7 protein-coding genes and 1 pseudogene are annotated in these 21,328 nt (G+C 39.7%); 7 read left to right on the forward strand and 1 reads right to left on the reverse strand.

Going from position 1 to position 21,328, the window contains the following annotated elements; translation table 11 throughout:
- The first annotated feature begins 19 nt into the window (after nt 1–19).
- Nucleotides 20–7,165: a two-partner secretion domain-containing protein gene (locus AC6H0J_RS06295; protein ID WP_497513170.1), complete on the forward strand. Its 7,146-nt coding sequence runs from the start codon at nt 20–22 to the stop codon at nt 7,163–7,165.
- Nucleotides 7,158–7,394, forward strand: coding sequence for a hypothetical protein (locus AC6H0J_RS06300; protein ID WP_485861963.1), 237 nt, complete (start codon nt 7,158–7,160; stop codon nt 7,392–7,394). The genes AC6H0J_RS06295 and AC6H0J_RS06300 overlap by 8 nt, the downstream gene beginning before the upstream one ends.
- Before the next feature lie 187 nt (nt 7,395–7,581).
- Here the strand turns inward: AC6H0J_RS06300 and purT are convergent.
- Nucleotides 7,582–7,722, reverse strand: a pseudogene (purT, locus tag AC6H0J_RS06305) (phosphoribosylglycinamide formyltransferase 2); the annotation flags it as partial.
- A gap of 191 nt (nt 7,723–7,913) precedes the next feature.
- Between purT and AC6H0J_RS06310 the strand changes: the two are divergent.
- The 5 genes from AC6H0J_RS06310 (at nt 7,914) to AC6H0J_RS06330 (ending at nt 21,327) form a co-directional block, all read left to right on the forward strand.
- Entirely contained in the window at nt 7,914–9,500 is a 1,587-nt protein-coding gene (locus tag AC6H0J_RS06310) for a polymorphic toxin-type HINT domain-containing protein (RefSeq protein WP_497513173.1), read from the forward strand.
- The gene (locus AC6H0J_RS06315; protein WP_497513175.1) at nt 9,469–10,122 is read left to right on the forward strand and encodes a hypothetical protein; all 654 of its coding nucleotides are present in this window, start codon (nt 9,469–9,471) and stop codon (nt 10,120–10,122) included. Before AC6H0J_RS06310 ends, AC6H0J_RS06315 begins: the two co-directional genes overlap by 32 nt.
- A gap of 306 nt (nt 10,123–10,428) precedes the next feature.
- Nucleotides 10,429–10,959, forward strand: a complete 531-nt coding sequence (locus AC6H0J_RS06320; RefSeq protein ID WP_497513177.1) for an ankyrin repeat domain-containing protein — start codon at nt 10,429–10,431, stop codon at nt 10,957–10,959.
- 253 nt (nt 10,960–11,212) lie between these two features.
- Nucleotides 11,213–12,769 carry a VENN motif pre-toxin domain-containing protein gene (locus tag AC6H0J_RS06325; protein WP_497513179.1) on the forward strand — a complete coding sequence of 519 codons (1,557 nt, stop codon included), beginning with the start codon at nt 11,213–11,215 and terminating at the stop codon, nt 12,767–12,769.
- A 68-nt stretch (nt 12,770–12,837) separates the two neighbouring features.
- Complete coding sequence (locus AC6H0J_RS06330; RefSeq protein ID WP_497513181.1) at nt 12,838–21,327, forward strand: two-partner secretion domain-containing protein; 8,490 nt, start codon at nt 12,838–12,840, stop codon at nt 21,325–21,327.
- The last annotated feature ends 1 nt before the right edge of the window (nt 21,328 follow it).

Genomic DNA, 21,328 nt, shown 5'->3' on the forward strand with positions numbered 1-21,328 from the left:
ACTTAAAGGAAATTAAAAAATGAATAAACGTCATTATAAAGTAATTTTTAGCCGTGTATTAAATCAGCTTGTGGTGGTATCTGAGCTGGCAAAATCTCAAGGTAAAGCGCAAAGTGAAAATGTGAGCTCAGAACAAGAAAAAACAGGGCTATTTTCAACCGCACTTTCACTTAATCCTATTCATTTCAGCCTTATGCTGGCATTGGGCTTCGTCTTCTTATCGCCTTCTGTTCATGCAGAAGATATGGCCATTCGTGCAGATAAATCTGCACCAGGTAATCAACAACCCATCGTACTTCAAACAGCGAATGGTTTACCGCAAGTGAATATTCAAACACCAAGTGCAGGAGGGGTATCACGTAACCAATATTCACAGTTTGATGTAGCAGAGAAAGGTACAGTATTAAACAATGCCCGCAAAGCGGCACAAACGCAAATGGCGGGCTGGGTACAAGGTAACCCGAATCTTGCTCGAGGTGAAGCAAAAGTGATTCTTAATGAGGTCAATTCAGCGAACCCAAGCCGTTTAAAAGGTTATGTAGAGGTTGCGGGTAAAAAAGCAGATGTGGTGATTGCTAACCCAAGTGGTATTCAATGTGATGGCTGCGGTGTGATTAATGCTGGGCGTACCACCCTGACAACAGGCAAAGTAGAAGTGGAAAATGGTGAGTTGAAAGGCTATCGCGTAAAAGGCGGTAAGGTGACTGTTGGCCAAAAAGGGATGGATAACAGTCAATCTGATTACACCGATATCATCAGTGAGAAAGCCGAAATCAAAGGTGAGGTTTGGTCGAAAAAAGGCATTAAAGTCACCACTGGTAAAAACAACGTTGACCGTACCAATGATTCGATTGTGTACGTGGGGGATAAAAACACCGACAACACTGACCGCACTTCTGATACTCAAGGCGAAAACCAAAGCTATAGTGTGGATGTAAGCCAATTAGGTGGGATGTATGCGGAGAAAATCCATTTAGTGGATAACGGTCAAGGTCTTGGTGTACGCAATGCGGGGCATATTGGTGCATCAGCGGGAAGCGTGAAAGTTGACAGCCAAGGTAAGATTGTCAATGAAGGTTTTATTGGGGGGAGCGAAAATACCCAACTCAATGCGAAAAAGAATATTGAGAACCGTGGTACCGTTTATGCTAAAGCTCAAACACAACTTAACGCTCAAAACATTGATAACAAACAGGGTGTGATTGCGGGTAAACAAGTTCAGCTTAATGCGAACAACGTGGATAACCGTAAGCAATCTGATAAAGGCTCTTTAATTGTTGCGACAGATAAAGTGACGATTAAAGCGAAACATGTAGATAACCAAGGGACGAAAGCTGGCAGCAAAACGGAACAAGGTATCCGTGGTGCTCAAGTGGCGATTACCGCTGAAAATCTTTCTAACCAACAAGGGGGTGTCTACAGTGATGAGCATACCCAACTAGATGTTGCTCAAACTATGGATAACAAACAAGGTGAGATTGAAGCGGGTAAATCAATTGAGTTAAAAGCGAAGACGTTAGCCAATGAAGGTGATATCAAAACTAAAGGGGATTTAACGGTTCGTTTACAAGACAGTTTAACGTTAAATAATGCCTTCCAAGTTGGCGGTAATTTAGATTTTAAAACCGAAGGGGATTTTAAAAATAATAGCCAATTACGTGTAGGCAATAAGGCTGATGTTAAAGCCGCTAATGTGGATAACACTAAAGATGCTGAAATTAGTGGTAATGAAACACGCATTAATACAAATACGTTGACTAACCGAGGCTTAATTGATGGCGCATTGACTGTGGCAAAAGCTGTAACCATCAATAACTTAGGTACCGGTCGTATTTATGGTGACCATGTAGCTTTACAGGGGGATAGTTTAAATAACCTTGAAGAAGGGGATAAATCTGCTGTAATTGCGGCGCGTGAGCGTTTAGATGTGGGCGTGGATAAAGTTTTAAACCGCAATGAAAGTACCCTTTTAAGTATGGGTAAGATTTATGTGGGTAAAGCGTTAGATGAAAACAACCAAGCTACAGGTAAATCAGCGTATGTTCACAACTACAATGGTGTAATTGAAGCATTAAACCTTTTCGACAATGCGAAAAGCAAAGCGATTAGCTTCAATACAGGTAAAGTAGAAAATAAACACTTTTTCCTTGAAACAGAAAATGTGGATACTTCGTCTACGCCGGTTTTTGAGTATCGAATTGGGAATGATTCGACTATCTACGGTAAAGACTCTGGGGTTTATAAGGTTAAACAAGATGATAAGAGTAGCCTTGGTGGTTTGAAAAAAAAAGTAAAAAATCTTTATCACATTTTTTCACCAGACGGCAAAATCGAAAGTGATAACTGGCATCAATATGATTATACCCGCACAGTGAATGAAACTATGGTACTTAAACCAAAATACCAGGAAGGGAAGATTTTAAGTGGAGGTGGTATTGATTTTAATGATGCACATGTGGATAACCAAGACAGTAAGGTGATTGCTGGTGGGGTGATTCAAATTGCGGATGGACAATTAGATCAGAAAGAGTTGAAAGGTCGTACTATTGTAACGGATGCAGGCAGTGTAACTGCGTTTTATAAAGGGCGAGCGTGTGCCAAAAAACTATTTGGTAAATGTATTGATTATTACGATACCACTAAAGATGATACTAGTCCTTACTTTAAGCAAAATGAAAGAGTGAAAGATTTGGGCGTATTTGCTTATAAAGAAAATGTAGAACCTGAATTTACTAATAATGACGTGGCTAATAAAGGTGATGTGGGGGATGTGGTGTTAAATCATCTGACTCAATCGCTGGATAAATCTTCTCTTTATAATGTGAATCCTAATGCACCAAAAGGCTATGTGATTGAAACCGACCCACGTTTTGCGAATAAGCAAAAATGGTTGAGTTCGGATTATATGTTCAATGCATTACGCTACGACCCAAATAATATGCTGAAACGTTTGGGGGATGGTTTTTATGAGTTGCGTTTAGTGAATGAGCAAATCAATCAGTTAACCGGTCGTCGTTATCTTGAAGGTTACCAAAATGATTTAGAGCAATATAAAGGTTTGATGAACAATGGTATACGTTATGCCAAACAATTTAATTTAGTGCCAGGTGTCGGTTTAACCAAAGAACAAATAGCGGAGCTGACCACTGACTTAGTGTGGATGGTAAACCAAGAAATCACTTTACCAAGTGGTAAAAAACTCAATGTATTAACGCCAAAAATTTATTTGGCTACTAATCGTACACAAGTTACCCCTACAGGCTCTGTGATTTCGGGGGATAGCATTGTGGGCTCGGTAACCAATATGACCAATGAAGGGACGGTACTTGCTGCAAACCTAGTAAATTTATACGGTCAAGATTTAGAGAACAAAGGTCTGGTTTTTGCTAATAATGTCAACCTTAATGCTAAGCAAAAATTAGTGAACCTTGGCGGTAAGATTGTGGCTGCAGATAGCTTGTCTCTATACGGTGGAAAATCAGTAGAGCTTGGTGCCACCACAACAGAAACACAAAGCCAATTAGGACGTACCGAAACCGGCAATAAGCTTGTCGATCGTCAAAGCGAAGTGACGGTGACAGGAAAAGACGGAAAGATTTCTATTCAAAGTGATGGCGATATCACAGTGAAGGCTGCGAAAGTGAAATCGACAGGCAAGGTTGATGTGAATGCAAAAGGCAAACTTTCGGTGGGCACTGAGAAGCAAAGCAGTAAAGAACACTATGACTTTAGCGATAACCACCATTATCACTTAGATAAAGAAAGTGAAGTAGGCTCTGTTATTGAAGGTAAGGATGGTGTGCGCTTAGTTGGTCAAAAAGAAACCATACTTCGCCAAGCTGAGGTAACTAGCGCTAATGGCAAAGTAATGGTTGCCTCTAAAGGAAATGTTCGAATTGAAGAAGGGCGAGATATTGAACATCTGGATACCCGTAATAAGCAAAAATCTAAAGGTGCGTTTACGAGCGTTACTGAAGAATATAAACATAAGCATAATTACGATTTGAGTAAAGGTAGTGAAATTGATGGTAAGAGTGTTGTGATTTACTCTCAAGATGGTAATGTCACAGTGCAAGGCTCTAGTGTTGTGGGTGATGATAGCTTAACGGTGCAAGCTAAGAACATTGATATTCGTGAAGCTGAGAACCGAGTCTACTCTGATGATTATTACAGCAAGAAAAAATCTGGTATGTTAGGAGGTGGTATTGGCGTAACCTTTGGTTCTCAAAAACAAACCACGGAAAGTGATCAGACTAAGCTTTATGCACAAGGTAGCCAAGTAGGCAGCTTGAACGGTAATACTACGATGATTGCAGAAAACACTTATACTCAGACCGCTAGTAAGGTGAGTGCAATCAAAGACGGCGATGTGAATATTCTGGCGAAAAAAGTCGATATTAAAGCTGCAGATGATAAATATGAAACCAATACCAAACAAAAATTTGAGCAAAAAGGTTTAACGATTGCTATTACCTCTCCTGTTATTTCTGCTATGCAAGCAGCACAAGGCGTGGTGCAATCAACTCGACAAGTAGGTGAGAGTAAGCATGGTCGTGTAAATGCTATGGCAGCAGCTAATTCTGGTTTTGATGCTTATCGGGCAGCTCAATCAGTCGGACAAGCTGCAAATGATGTCGGAAAATTTATGAGTGACACAGGAAATGTAGATTCTGTGATTGGAGTGCAAATCACTTATGGCCAACAAAAAAATGAATCACGCACGCATACTGAAGGAAAAACAGCCTATAAATCCCAAGTTAATGCTGGCGGCAAAGTAAATATTGTGGCGACAGGCACGGGAAAGGATTCGAACATTAATATTGAAGGCTCAGATATCTCAGGCAAACAAGGCACGACTTTGATGGCAGACAATCAAGTAAACATCAAAGCAGCAGAACAAAACCACCAAGAACGTAGCACTAATAAATCGAGTGGTTTTAATGCAGGGGTAGCCATTAAAGTGAGTAATGGTGCGGCTGCTGGGGCTACTTTAGGCGGTAATTACGGAAAAGGTTATGGTAATGGCGATGAAACCACTTATATCGCTAGTCATGTAGGTGACAGCCAAAGTAAAACTGTGATTCATGCAGGTGGTGATGCCAATATTATTGGCAGCCAAGTAAAAGGCAAACGAGTAGAACTTAATGCTGAAAACCTGAATATCGAGAGCTTACAAGATAAATCTCGCTACCATGGTAAACAAATGAATGTAAGTGGTAGTGTGACAGTAGGCTATGGTTTTGCTGCGGGTGGTGGTTTCAATAAATCGAAAATCAATGCTGATCATGCTAGCGTGAATGAACAAGCTGGAATTTATGCTGGAGATGAAGGTTATGATATTAATGTTAATAAGCATACCGATCTTAAAGGTGCATTGATTACGTCAACCCAAAAGGCAGAAGAGGATGGCAAAAACCATTTTAGCACTGGCAGCCTTACTCATTCAGATATTGAGAATCACTCAAACCATGGTGGCAGCAGTTTTGGCGTGAGTGGTAGTGTATCGGCTAATTTTGAAACACCATTTGGTAAAGATGGTCAAGCACAAAGTGGAGTTCAGGCTAAAAATGCAGAAGGCCAGCCTTTGTATAGAGATGCGAACGGTAAAGAAACTACAGTAAAAACGGATAATCCAATTTTAGCAGCGGGATGGGATTCTGTAGAAACAACACATAGCGTAGGATTTGGTTATGACAAGGATAGCCAATCAAGCACAACAAAAAGTGGTATTAATACTAAGAATATTGAAATTCGTGATACAAGTACACAAGAGTCTATAACGGGGAAAACGGTCAATGAAACAATTTCTGCTATAAAAACAGATATCACTCTCGATAGTGCTCAAAGTCAAAGTGGTAAATTAGAGAACCGTTTTAATAAAGATGATGTTCAAAAAGAACTCGATATTCAACGTTCGGTCACCGAAAAATTTGACCAGACTCGTCAAGGAATTAAAGATGAACTTCTCAAAATTGCAGATGCAAAACGTGCGGAAGCAGTAGAAATTCGCCGAAACAATAGAGGTGAGGATGGCAAAACAGGTTACAACACTGATGAGTCTCTTAAGTTAGAGGAACAAGCTGATACATGGGAGAGAGTGTCTCTCGTAACAGATCTTGTTTTAGGTGGGGTATATGGTTGGGGTAATTCTACAGCGCTCAAATATACCGGTTCAGCAGCAGTGAGTACTCCCATGACTCGCACTGCGTTCTCACCAGAGCAAATTTGGTTAGAGAAGTGTAAGCAGGATTCGTTATATTGTGCAGACCACAATATGGATGGAACATTGAGACCTAAAGAAAATGATAAAAAGGCTCAAATTGGTTATAAAAGACAAATTTTCGATATTTCAGAACTAAAACCTGGTGATTTAAATAATGTAATCACTATTTCTAATAATGGCATTTTTAATCCGTTTGATGATGCTTTAAAAAATGCGATTAAGCAAAATAAATGGGATACAAATAAAGAGGGTGTCGTTGTTGTCTATAATCGACCAACAGGTAATATTATTTCGGAAATGCTTTATGCTGCTTATGATAAAACGAATGATTTATTAGGTGGTAGATTACCATTAACCACTGCAGAGAAAGCAAATGTTAAGTTGTACGATCATGCAAAACAAAATGGTTACCAAATTGATCTTAGTAATCATAGTCGAGGTGGTTTAACCGCAAGTGTGGCGCTTCAATATGCAAATAGAAATGGCTTAACGAATATTCCAATTAGAGAGTCCCGTTTTTTTGGTACAGCAACGAATGTTCAAAGTTACAAGAACAATCTAGTTGAAAATAATGGTGGTTATATTTATAAAGATAAAAATGGAAATTGGCAATCGAGTGATGGAACAGAAGTTAAGTCTGCCGTTCATAAAGCCGACTTTGTAGGCAATAAATGGAATTTAGGTATTACAGGTTTTAATAATACGACTGGTGGAGCATGTTTATTCTGTTACTCTCATAGTAGTTATTATGCTGAGATTCCTAGTGAAAAGCTCGTGGATGATAATGGGAACCCTATAGATTTAAGAGGAATAATAGTTCCTGAATCTAATCAAGCCAAAAATAAATATTTGAAAGATTTCAAAGATATTTGGGGGAGTGCAGATATTAATCTTTCTCTACCTAAAGTAATAACATATTCAGGAGATAAAAAACATGAGTAAGATAAATCTATATATCTTTTTGGTTTGTAGTATTTTGACAGCATGTGTTTCTTCTAATAGTTATTTTGTTCGGTTCTGGAATGGTGATGTTATATCTGATATGACTCCTGAGGAGGAGAAAAAATTTGATCTATGCTATGAGAAAACTAAAAATTTACCAAGAGGAACTGCTGAGGAAAGGGGAAAAGCAAGTCTTGCTACATTAAAATGCATGGACGATAAAAAGTAAAATAAGAGCATGCTATCAAAAGTTATAGTCTTATTAAGTATTAGTTTTTTGATAACAAATTAGAATTTTCTTAGTGTACTACTTGGAAATAGAATGAAAAAAGTGCAGTCAATTTTCAAAGAGTTTTAAAACTCTCAAAAATTGACCGCACTTTTGTATTTTCAAAGATGCTTATATTAAGCAAACCTTATAATTTCACATCCAACTTCGCGTAAGCGCGCTCTACTTTTTCCAATGCTTTTTCCACAGAAATATCACGAGCGAGTAAGACACCTAAACGGCGATGGCCATTGACTTCGCCTTTGCCGAAAATGCGAATATTACTATTAAACCTTAAACCTTAAACCTAAACCCTGCATTGGTGTATAGTAAGGATTACGATAGTCAATCTAGCACAACAAAGAATGGGAAACAGGGGGAAGTCAACGTCTTGTCATTGATTCAGCATTAAATGTTATTAGCACCGCTTTAGCCGGCAGACCGGCAGCGGAAGTGGTAGCTTCAGGATTATCACCTGCGGTGAATAATCAAATTAAGAAAGCGACAACAGATGCAAAAGGCAATGTGAATACCGCGCTCAATTTAACTGCTCATGCACTTTGGGGCGCGGTGGAGGCTTATGCGGGCAATCGTAATGTTGCTGCGGGTGCGGCTGGTGCAGCAGGCGGAGAGGTGGCTGATCATTTCTTAGCGTCAACACTTTACAATAAATCACCTGAAAAGCTCAGCGAAGAAGAAAAACGTACGGTATCTTCTTTAAGCCAAGTAGCAGCAGGTATTGCTGGTGGTACTTTATCGGATAGTTCTGATGGGGCAATTATTGCAGCTAAGACAGCGAAAGATTCAGTGGAGAATAACAGCATGGCTGATGACGTTCATCCTAGTGATGAGCGTAAGCAAAACATTGAAATGTATGCCAAAGTTTTATTCAATGGAGATGAAGATAAAGCTAAAGAATATCAAGAAGGCCTAGAGATTGCAGAAGCTCAAGGGCAACTTGATAGCGTTAAAGAAACAGCAGATGCGGTTGTTAATTTAGATGATACCGTAGTGTCTTTATGGGAAGCTATCTCAAACCCAGAGAAAACCTATAATAATGTTGTGGTCTCGTTGAAAGATTGGGATGAGGCTTATGCGCTTGCCCTTCAAGAGAATCCAAAACTCGCGGGTGAAATGCAAGGTTACCGCCAAGGTAAAATGAAAGGTGTTTCAACTGGAGGAGTGGTTCTAAGTGGTGCGGGATTGGCGATGGCTAAGTCTATTGCTAAATTAAAAAATGGAAAGATTGATGTAGCCCATTCTGGTATTAATGTTGCGAGAGTAACCCCAAAAACCTGTTCTTTCCGTGGTGACATGGAAGTGAAAACGGAGCAAGGTTATAAGCCGATAGAGTCTATTAAAGTTGGTGATAAGGTTTATGCGAAAAACGAACTGACAGGACAAATGACCTATCAGCGTGTACAAGCGCACTACAACAACCCGTATGATTTTACGGTATATGTGGAAGTGATTGATGAACAGGGCAAACATCAAACTATTGTTTCAAACAAAATTCATCCATTCTTTACCCAGGTAAATCAAGGTGAGCTAGTACCGAGTTCTGAGGGGCATCACTACAACGGAGAAATCCAAAATGCTCAGTGGGTAGATGCACAAAATCTGAAAGCCGGCTATAAGTTATTGTCAGAAAATAATCACTGGCAAACGGTGAAAGGTGTTAGCATCAAGGCTGAGAAGTTAAGTGCGTATAACCTGACAGTTGAGACTGACCATACTTACTTTATCAAAGGAGCGAATTCTGATGTTGATGGGGTGTGGGTGCATAATGATTGTTTCCTTGATATGCCAAAACAAAAGGTCAATAGTGCAAGTGTGGGTGATATAGTAAGAACACCAACAACACATCCGGACGATTTCATTAAATTAAAAGGAGGTAAAAATTTTAAAAATAAATATACTGGTGAAATTTGGTCAGAGAGCCATACCTCTCACTCAGATAAAAATGGTGAGTGGAAAGTTGGATTAAAAGGGAATGCTCCAGAAGTAAGAAGAAAGATTACAATAGGTAAAAGTGATGGAAAAATCATTAAATTTGACAACAAATAGCGTTATATCTTTTAATAAAATAAATTTTAATAATTTTAGTAGTAGCCCAGGTTGGGTTGGCTACTTTTATGCAAGAGATCTTACTATGCAATCAGTAATACAAATGTCATCTAAAATGATAGAGTCCTTTTTTAAAGACTCTATCAATGATTTTTTTCTACTAACTGCATTGGCATATGATGATAGTGCTTCTATCCCTGAGTTTTCTGATTTAGAGGTCTCTTATTATGAAAGTGTTTATAATAAGGCTAAAGAGATGGGAGTGTTAATGCCATATAATGGACTTATTGAAGATTTTTATGAAGATAATAAATATCCATTTCCAGCTAATATAATGTCATTGAGTTTTGATAAAAAGGATATATTGAGTTTTTGTGAATTATCTATGGCGTATAAATATAATAAGGTAGTAGGCGATCATTGTTTTCTAATTAATCCAACATTAAAAATAGCATTATACCCTCATGAAGATATTGGGTATGGTTGTATTTCTTTAAGTGATGACTGTAATAATGCAATAGAATTCTTAAATTTTTGCTCAAAAGATGATAAGTTTGAGGTGGTTTTTTCTGAGAATATTAACCACTTGGCAGCTTCGAAAACTATGCTCAAAGAATGTTAAGTTCGACTAAGATACCAGTGCTGTTTGATACTTAAGACGCATACAGTTTGAATTGGGATATAAAGTGCGGTCAATTTTCAAAGAGTTTTAAAACCTCTCAAAAATTGACCGTACTTTTTAACAGATGCGTATTCCCCTAGATAGCGCGCGTCTCCTGACGCGTGCTTATATCTATCTAAAAATAAACAAACTGAAGTTATTCATGAAAATAGTAAAAATCTGAATTGGGCGAAATTGATGTTTTAGGCACGCGTTAGGAAACGCGCGCCATCGTGGAGGGAAATTTTATGAATGGAGGAAAATAAGATGAATCTTTCTAAATTTAATGACTTGGATTTGGAAGAAAAAATTGTAGAGAGTAATTTTAATAATGATCTTCAACTATTAAGAAAAATATTTTTAGAAAAAAAATTATCAGATATAAAAAAAATTACTAGCTTAGATAAATGGAATTATCTACATAGGATACTTTGCTATTCGGAACCTAAAGTAGAATTAATACAATTCTATATTGATAATGGCGTTGATGTTAATGCTCAGGATATATATGGAATGACTCCTTTGCATTATGCATTACGAAGTAAAAATGCTGAGGCGGCGATAGCGTTGCTCAAAGCAGGAGCAAATCCTAATTTACCGAACCAAGATGGTTTAATCCCTTTGTCTATGATTGGATATATCCCAGAGAGATTGGATGTTTTAGAGCTTATGCTTCAAAAAGGGGCAAATGTGCATTATTTAGTAAATGAGGATGAAACTATTCTTGAAAGTTATAAACCTACAGAGAATGAGCCTCAATTAAAACCGATTTATGAATTAATGAAAAAGTATTCGTAGAATTTAATGTTTGAAAGTGCGGTTAATTTTAAAGAATTTTAAAACCTCTTAAAAACTGACCGCACTTTTTGTGTTTTAAATATAGACTTTGTAGAGTTTTTAAGCAAAATTTGGTGCAATATTATAAGTTTTATTAATAGCTTAAAAATAGCGAATCACGTACTCATACTGAAGGAAAAACCATTTTAGCACTGGTAGCATTACTCATTCAGATATTGAAAATCATTCAAATCACAGTGGCAGCAGTTTTGGTGTGAGTGGCAGTGTATCAGCTAATTTTGAAACACCATTTGGCGAAAATGGTGCAGCTCAAAGTACAAAACAAGCCACGGATAAAGATGGTAATCTGCTTTATACCGATAAAAATGGCAACACAACTGTTAATTCTAAAGGAGTAAATGGACAAGAGAACATCAAGAAATTGGCTGAAGGTAAGGAATCTCTCCAATTCTCTTATGGCATGGGCTATGGTAAAGATTCCGATAGCCAATCTAGCACAACAAAAAGTGGTATTAATACACAAAATATCATTATTAAAGATGAAGCAGAGCAGCTAAAACATACAGGCAAAACGGTGCAAGAAGAAATTGCTGCGATTAAAACCGATATCACTACAGAGAGTGCACCAAGTCAAAGTGGTAAATTAGAGAATCGTTTTAATAAAGATGATGTTCAAAAAGAACTTGATTTCCAACGTGAGGTGACAGAGAAATTTGGACAGAATGTCGTGGAAGCAGGGAGTTTGCTTGCTAATAAATTTGGCGAAGAAGCAAAAGCGAAACGTCATGAAGCCGCAATTGCATTAGAAGAAGCAGAAAAAGCCAAGGCAGAAAACAACAACGAAACTAACCGCGCTTTAGTCAAACAAGCACGAGATAATTTTGAGACAGCGAGTCGTGAAGCCAAAGAATGGGAAACAGGTGGAAGCCAACGTCTTGTCATTGATTCGGCATTAAATGTTATCAGCACCGCTTTAGCCGGCAGACCAGCTGCGGAAGTGGTGGCTTCAGGATTATCACCTGCGGTGAATAATCAAATTAAGAAAGCGACGATAGATGCAAAAGGCAATGTGAATACCGCGCTCAATTTGACTGCTCATGCACTTTGGGGTGCGGTAGAGGCTTATGCGGGTAACCGTAATGTTGCTGCGGGTGCGGCAGGTGCAGCAGGTGGAGAGGCGGCGGCTCATTTCCTTGCCTCGACTCTTTATGATAAATCACCTGAAAAGCTCAGCGAAGAAGAAAAACGTACGGTATCGTCTTTAAGCCAAGTAGCGGCAGGTATTGTTGGTGGTAGTTTATCAGATAGTTCTGATGGGGCGATTATTGCAGCTAAAACAGCGAAAGACTCTGTGGAGAATAACAGCATGGCAGATGATGTTCATCCTAGTGATGAGCGTAAGCAAAACATTGAAATGTATGCCAAGGTTTTATTCAATGGAGATGAGGATAAAGCTAAAGAATATCAAGAAGGCCTAGAGATTGCAGAGGCTAAAGGGCAAATTGATAGCGTTAAAGAAACAGCGGATGCGGTTGTTAATTTAGATGATACCGTAGTGTCTTTATGGGAAGCAATCTCAAACCCAGGGAAGACCTATAATAATGTTGTGGTCTCGTTGAAAGATTGGGATGAGGCTTATGCGCTTGCCCTTCAAGAAAACCCAAAACTCGCGGGTGAAATGCAAGGTTACCGCCAAGGTAAACTATGGGGCATTAACTATGATTATTTTGTGGGTGTTCCAATTAAAAAACCAGAAGGATTTAGAACCAGTCATGTGACAACTGGATTTAATGTGAGCTACCGTTTTTAATGCTTACGCTTTTAGATGAATAAATTGATTAAAACCAAACAGAATTAAAACTTAAAGGAAATTAAAAAATGAATAAACGTCATTATAAAGTAATTTTTAGCCGTGTATTAAATCAGCTTGTGGTGGTATCTGAGCTGGCAAAATCTCAAGGTAAAGCGCAAAGTGAAAATGTGAGCTCAGAACAAGAAAAAACAGGGCTATTTTCAACCGCACTTTCACTTAATCCTATTCATTTCAGCCTTATGCTGGCATTGGGCTTCGTCTTCTTATCGCCTTCTGTTCATGCAGAAGATATGGCCATTCGTGCAGATAAATCTGCACCAGGTAATCAACAACCCATCGTACTTCAAACAGCGAATGGTTTACCGCAAGTGAATATTCAAACACCAAGTGCAGGAGGGGTATCACGTAACCAATATTCACAGTTTGATGTAGCAGAGAAAGGTACAGTATTAAACAATGCCCGTAAAGCAGTACAAACGCAAATGGCGGGCTGGGTGCAAGGTAACCCGAATCTTGCTCGAGGTGAAGCAAAAGTGATTCTTAATGAGGTCAATTCAGCGAACCCAAGCCGTTTAAAAGGTTATGTAGAGGTTGCGGGTAAAAAAGCAGATGTGGTGATTGCTAACCCAAGTGGTATTCAATGTGATGGCTGTGGTGTGATTAATGCTGGGCGTACCACCCTGACAACAGGCAAAGTAGAAGTGGAAAATGGTGAGTTGAAAGGCTATCGCGTAAAAGGCGGTAAGGTGACTGTTGGCCAAAAAGGGATGGATAACAGTCAATCTGATTACACCGATATCATCAGTGAGAAAGCCGAAATCAAAGGTGAGGTTTGGTCGAAAAAAGGCATTAAAGTCACCACTGGTAAAAACAACGTTGACCGTACCAATGATTCGGTTGTGTACGTGGGCGATAAAAATACCGACAATACTGACCGCACTTCTGATACCCAAGACGAAAACCAAAGCTACAGTGTCGATGTGAGCCAATTGGGTGGGATGTATTCAGAGAGAATCCATTTAGTGGATAACGGTCAAGGCCTTGGTGTACGTAATGCGGGACATATTGGTGCATCAGCGGGTGAGGTGAAAATTGATAGTCAAGGCCGTATTGTTAATGAAGGGGGGATTAGCGGTAAACAAGATGTCCAAATCAAAACCAAGTCTGATGTGATTCAAAAAGGTAAAGTTGAAACAGCACGAGGTGATGTTCTAGTTAATGCTAAAAATCAGATTAATCAGGTAGGAGCGACTATTTCAGGTGGGCATATTCGTTATCAAGCGGATTCAGTCGAAGCGGGCAAATCTTCTGTATTAGCTGCGGGTGTTGAGGAAAATGGTAAAGTCCGAGAAGTAGATGAGGTTGGTGAGACTAAAAACCTTGAAATAAAAACAGTAAAAACAACTGTTGCAAAAGGGAAAAATATTGCCTCTGGTAAGGTTGATGTTCAAGCTAAAACAGTCGATGTTAGCGAGAGTCAAACAAGTGGCCAAGATGTTCATATTGTGGCTCATCAAGGTGAAATTAATGCAAATCAAGCGACGCTCATTGCAAAAAATGAAATCAATTTACATACCCCTTCTCAACTTTTAACACAGAACGCTAATTTAAAAGCGGATTGGATTAATGCAACCGCGCAAAGAGTAGAAAACCAACATGGCCGATGGGCAAGCCAAGGTGTGCGTGATTTCTCATTAAACCTAGAAAAAGGGTTAAATAATGAAAAAGGCTTAATACTTTCTGGTGGAAATATGAGTCTTACCCAGCAAAATCAATTCTTAAATAATCGAGAAGGCCGTTTGCTAAGTGGTAAAGACTTAACTTTAACCGCATTATCCGTGGATAACCGAGCCGGAATGATTGTTGCTGACGGTTCTTCAACGTTAAATATTGCAAGGGACATTAATAACCAAAAAGTCGGCAATACAGGTTCACTCATTCAAGCTCAGGGTGATTTAACGGTTAATACCACTAATCTAAATAACCAAAATACTAAAGGTAATGCGCAATCAGTACCAACACAGGGTATCCTTGCGGGTAAGGCTGAGGTGAATGCTCAGCAATTGGATAATAAACAAGGTGGGATTTATTCGGTTTCTTCTCAGGTATTGAATATTGTTAATCAATTAGACAACACGCAAGGTGAATTATTCTCTACAAGGGATATTCGTATTCAGGGTAAAGGCGCTTCCATAAAAAATAACCAAGGTTCAATTCAGGCTGCAGAAAAATTGAATATTCAGGTTAATGCACTTTCTGGTGATGGCGATATTGAGGCTAACCATGCAAATATCCAACTTGTTCAGGATTTTGATAGTCAACGCGATTTAGTTGGTCGTTCTTCATTAAGTTTAACAACTCAAGGACATTTGATTAATCAAGCAGGGTTACTTTCTGAAGGTCATACCCAAGTTAATGCGAAGAATATTGAAAATACAGAGAATGCTGAAATTCAAGGAAAACAAACCGCACTTACAAGTGAGCAGAATATAACCAATAGAGGGTTGATTAAAGGGACAGTAGAAAATGTTATCAAGACTGGTGATACATTAACTAATGTCGGTACTGGTCGTATTTATGGTGGTCATGTTGCTTTACAGGCTGGTCAAAAAATAGTGAATACAGATGAATTACAATCTGATGGAACGATTAAATCAGCGGTTGTTGCGGCAAAAGAACGTCTAGATGTTGCAGCGCCTTTCGTTGAGAACAGTAAAACAATCTTTACCCAAAAATGGGTGTTTAATGGTATTGGCGGTACTTTATCCTCTGAAGGGAAAGTCGTATTTGGTCGCGCTTTAGATGAAAACAATCAATCAAAAGATTTAGGCGATAAATTATTAAATAGCGGTAGTTTGATTGAGGGACGAGGCGTTATCCTTGGTATGCGTGAAACTTTAAACAAAAATGCCCGTATTGATACAAGGTTAGAGGAAGTCAAACGTGAAACGGTAGAGGAACATTACTTAGTTGAGGGCAGAAATCCAAATGCTAATGAGCGGATTAATTTTAACCTGTTGAAATGGGTCTCATTTAGCCGCGCAGGCAAGGTTGCTTATAAAACAGACAATCCAGTAATGGCAACAGATGCGAATATTGATGGCAAAATTATTGCTCAGCCAGGAGAGAATATTTGTGTGAATGAGTCAAATTGCTCTACTGTTGAATATAACAAAAACGATCCGATTTGGGCAGCTTTAGGTGTGGCACCACCAAAAACTGAGGCGCCAAACGTCACCGTTCCTAAAGAACTTTTAATCAAGCCTGAAGAGCCTGAAATGCCAGCGCGTATGTATTTTGGAAATGCTCGATTCCATAAGAAAAAAATGCAGGAATATGAGCTTAAATTAGCAGAGTATAAAGTAGCAATGAAGGCATATGAGGAAAAATTAGAACCTTATAAAGAGCAGTTGGCACCGTATTTCAAATGGCAATTAGAGAATGAGGCCGTTTTTAAGGCTTTAAGTGATGCGATTGAAGCTCATAATAGAAAGATAGAGGGTAAGCGTTTTACCAATTTCTGGGATATTAATGTGAAAGAACGTATAACCAGCGAAACTAAGGTGAAAGAAACGCATCCTGGTAAGATTTTAAGTCAAGGCGATGTTGAATTTAACGGTAATGTGGAAAATAACCGCAGCCAAATAATTGCGGCAGGTAAGATCTATAACCCTAATAACTCTTCTGAGGGGGTAAACAATGTACCCGAAATGGGGATTACTCGAGTTGTTGATAATGGGAATCAAGAGTGGACTTACTCTCGTTGGCGAGGTGGATTTAAACGCTATCACCAGCGAGACAGGGCTGGCCGTCATGACTACCAAAAAATCACTGATACAGAATTGGATTTAAAACAAGTTCGTACGGAAGCCTATACGACAGTGACGCCTGAAGGTGAAAAAGCCAATCTTTCGATGGAAACTATCGCACTTGCGAACAATATTAATGTTGCCAATGGCGTGAATCAATCGAATGCTAAAGCTGAGCTGAGTGAAATTCGTACGATTGGTGCGGATGTTTCTTTGCCTACCTCTAGCCTTTATCAAACAAATCCCGAGGCAACGAATCGCCCATTAATTGAAACGGATCCACAGTTTACCGATCGTAAACAATGGCTCAGTGGTGACTATATGTTTAAAGCACTTCGCAGTGATCCACAAAATATCTTAAGACGCTTAGGGGATGGCTATTACGAGCAGCGTTTAGTGCGAGATCAAGTTAATCAGTTGACGGGACGTATGTTCTTAACAGGTTATCAAGATTTAGAGGCGCAATATAAAGGGTTAATGGATAATGGTATTACGTTTGCGAAACGCTTCAATTTAACCCCGGGTGTGGCTTTAAGCCCTGCTCAGGTCGCACAACTTACGTCAGATATTGTCTGGTTTGAAGAAAAAGAAGTGACGCTACCAAGCGGAAAACAAGTCAAAGTGATGGCGCCTCGTGTCTATGCCATGGCGCAGAAAGGCGACTTAAATGGTGAAGGTGCGTTGATTTCAGCGGATGTGATTGATTTACGGAGTAACCGTTTAACCAATAGTGGCACGATTGCAGGCCGTAAGCTTACGTTATTAAATACCGAAAGCTTATTAAACGAAGGCACTATTACAGGTGATAAAGTAGACATCAAAACCACGAATAACTTCGATAATATCGGCGGTAAAGTGGAAGCTGAGCGCGCCCTCTTAGTGGATGTGGGCGGTAATTTAAATCACGAAAGTACCACGATGACGACAAATGTGGACTTATCTCATTTCCAACGTAGTGAAACGACATTGGCTCGTAAAGCGCTTTTCCATGTGAAAGGAGAAGATGGCCAGTTAGAACTCTCATCAAATAATCTGAACGCTAAAGGTGCAGATATTATTAACGATGGCAATGGCAATACGCTTGTTCAAAGTAAAAATAACATGAATCTGACCGCACTTTCAGTGGGCTTTGATGAGAAAATGGGCGCAGGCAATCATTACCGTCATGAGAAAGTGGAAGAAGCGGTAGTCAGCCGCATAAAAGGCAAAGGTGATGTTGAGCTAACCGGTAAAAATATTTTATCCGAAGGGGCACAGTTGGATAGCGAAGCGAAGTTAATAGCTATTGCTAAAAATGACCTTGTGCTGAATGGTGCAAAAGAAAGCCGTGATTTTGAAGAATTCCACAAAACGAAAAGTGGCAGTGTGGCGAAGGTGACCAAAACCAGTCTTGACAAACAACACTCCGTTACTCAAGTCGGCACTCAGGTGAGCGGTAAAGAGGTGGTGCTTTCAGCAGGTCATGACGTGAAGGCGAAAGGTATGCAGGCTATTGCGGATAATGATCTGCATATTCAGGCTGGACATGATGTTGACATTGCAGCGGATACCAATCATTTTAAAAATAAGCGCGTGGAAACCAAGAAAACCAGAGGTGTGTTCACAGACGGTGGTATTGGTTTTACCGTTGGTTCGAAATCAGAAAAACATGATTATGAAACGGAAGGTTGGACACAATCAGATGCACGTAGCACGCTGGGTTCAATGAATGGCAATATCACGGTGAGTGCGGGTAACCATTCGAATGTCATGGGAACGGATATGATTACGCCAAACACGAATCGCATTGATATTAAAGGTGCAAGCGTGAAGGTAGAAGCGGGAAAAGATATTATTGAACGTAAAGAGGGGCATGAGTATAAACAATCTGGCGTGACGATTGCCTTGAGTACACCGGTGACCGATATGGCACAAGCGGCTTATAACAGTGTGAATCGCAGCCAACAAGTCACCAATGGAAAACTCAAGGCACTTTATGCAGTGAAAGCCGCGGAAGAAGCGACAATGGCGGCTCAAAATGTGGGTAAGGTGGCAGAAACCTTAGATGCCTTAAGAGCTGGTAATATGCAGAATACAGGGACGACATCCAGCCCAAGTATGAAGGTGAGTATTGGTTATGGCAGCCAAAAACAAACACAAAGTAGCGAAAGCCAGAGTATTCGTCATCAAAAATCAACGGTGAGCACAGGTACGCTTAATATAAAAGCCCGCGATGAAAAACTCACTTTTGAGGGCGTGGATGCGAATGCGAAATTGATGGCATTATCAGGCAAAAAAGGGATTGAGATAAAAGGCGTGAAAGACGAAGAGCACCAACGCACAGAAAATAAATCTGCAGGGGGCAGTGTAGGCGTCTTTGTTGGAACCAATGGCAATAGCTATGGTGTAGGTATTGAGGGTTCGGTCAATGCTACTAAGGGCAAATCTAACTCGGATAGTGAACGTTGGCAAAATAGTCATTTCACTGCGGATAAAATCATCACGAACAGTGAAGAAGGCGGCTTAATCCTTGATGCTGCGAATCTCAAAGCAAAACGTTGGGAAGCGGATATTCAAAATCTGACGATAACGAGCCGTCAAGATACAGAGAAATACGAATCCAAACAAACGAGTGCGAGTGCAAGTGGCTCGATGGCGTATGGTTCAGGTGGCGGAGCTTCGGTCAGTGCCTCCTATAACAAAGCAAAAGTAGATTATGCTCAAGTGAATGAACAAACCGGTATTCGTGTGGGTGAGGATGGTATGGATGCCCATATCCACAACCATACCCAACTGAATGGTGCCATCATTGAAAGTGACGCTGATGCAAGTAAAAACCGTTTTAAAACCAAATCGATTTCTACAACAGATATTGAAAATAAAAGCGAGATTAAAACCGAAAGTGCGAGCATGAGTGCAGGCAGTGGCGGAGTGAATCCAATGCAGGCGCTTAGTAGTGCCTTGAGCTTATTGGGCAATACCAATGAAAGCGCGCGCAGCACCACCCAATCAGCTATCAGCAGCAACATTCAGATAGAGACCGAAACACCGGAAAAACTGACCGCACTTTCACGTGACACCAAAAATGCGAATCAACGTGTTGAAAAACAAGATTTACAAAAAGTGCAAGAACGCCAAGAAATGGCGAAGGTGATAGGCGACATCAGCAACAACGCGATTAATATTGCCACCTATGAAGAGCGTGAGAAAATCAACAAGCTGGGGCTTGAGAAGTTTAAGCTTGAAGAGCAAGCAAAAGCCTTGAAGGGACAAGCGGGTAATGAACAACAGCTTGCCGCCATTAAGCAACAGCTAACAAATGTTCAAGCCGACATCACGAAAACGCAAGGTGAAATCGACCGCACTTACGGCATAGGTAGTGAAAAAGGCATGGCGATTCGAGCGGTGACGGCGGCATTACAAGCGGCGGCACAAAACGATACCGCAGGCAGTCTTGTTGCTCTTGCTTCACCTTATCTCAATCAAAAAATCCACGAGATAACGGCAGGTGACACCGCAAAAGACAAAGCGACGAATCTGATGGCACATGCGCTGCTTTCCGCGGTGGAGTTCCAAGTGACAGGCAAAGACCCATTAACAGGTGCAGTGGCTGGGGTGACAGGAGAAGTGACTGCACAAATCCTCACGCAGGCAATCTATAATAAAACGCCAAATCAACTTACAGCAAATGAGAAGGAAAACATTAGCACGTTAAGTCAATTGGCGGGCGGATTGGCTGCAGCATTGACGGCGAAAGCGAATGGCACCACTGCGGAACAAGGAGGGAGTTTCCTTGCGGCAACTTCTGGAGCAGGAACGGCTAAAAGGGCGGTGGAGAATAATTATTTATACAACGGAGAGGTAAATAGCCTCGTTAAGGAATTGGCAAAAGCTGAAAATGAAGGGAGAGATACAAAACCTATTTTTGAAAAATACGCAAAATTAAGTGAGAAGAATCGACAAGAAATATTGAAGCTTTGTGGTAATAATCCAGCTTGTTATATACCACATATTCAGATGATGCAATCAGGCGATGAAGCGGCATATGAAAACTTTAGTTATTTAAGATTAGGGACCTATTTTAATAATCTAAGCAGAGAAACTCAGGTTAAATTGAGTGATTTTGTGGAATTGGAAAATGGTAAAACAAGAAACCAATTACCAAAGAGCGTACACTATGCAACTCTTGCTTTAGGCGCGGCTGAAGCTGTGGGATTAGGAGGATTAGCCTTAAAAGCTAAGTTGCCAAAAGTTTCTGTTTCAAGTAAGGCTAATAGCTATTCCAAGACAACAAGCATACATAGTGAGAATAAAGATTACTTGCAAGGTGTAGATAATCTAGGTGTGAAGAATGCTAAGTTTAATAGTGAGTTAAACAATAAAGTAACTCAAAACGAACGGTATGTTGTTGCACCAAAATTGATAGTGGATAATCAAAAGTATAATTATTTATTTGGAAATGTTAAGAATGATTCTCATAACACATCTAGAGCTTTACAAAATAAACAGCAATTATCTTCAATAGGGATTTATGATGATAGAAATGGAAGAGAGATAATAAATAAATCGTTAAATGAGGCTTTATCAATTAGGAATAGTGTAAAGGATACATATTCTAAAAATATAGATGGGAAATATCATAGGTTTGAAGCTAGAGAAGGTATAATTACGGGGCCGGGCGGGATTAGAAAATTTGAAAGTCATTTTGAGATAATGAATGATGGCTCTAGACGCCTTACTACTATAATATTTAAGGGAGGAAATTAAA

This window comes from Haemophilus sp. THUN1691 (assembly GCF_059704425.1).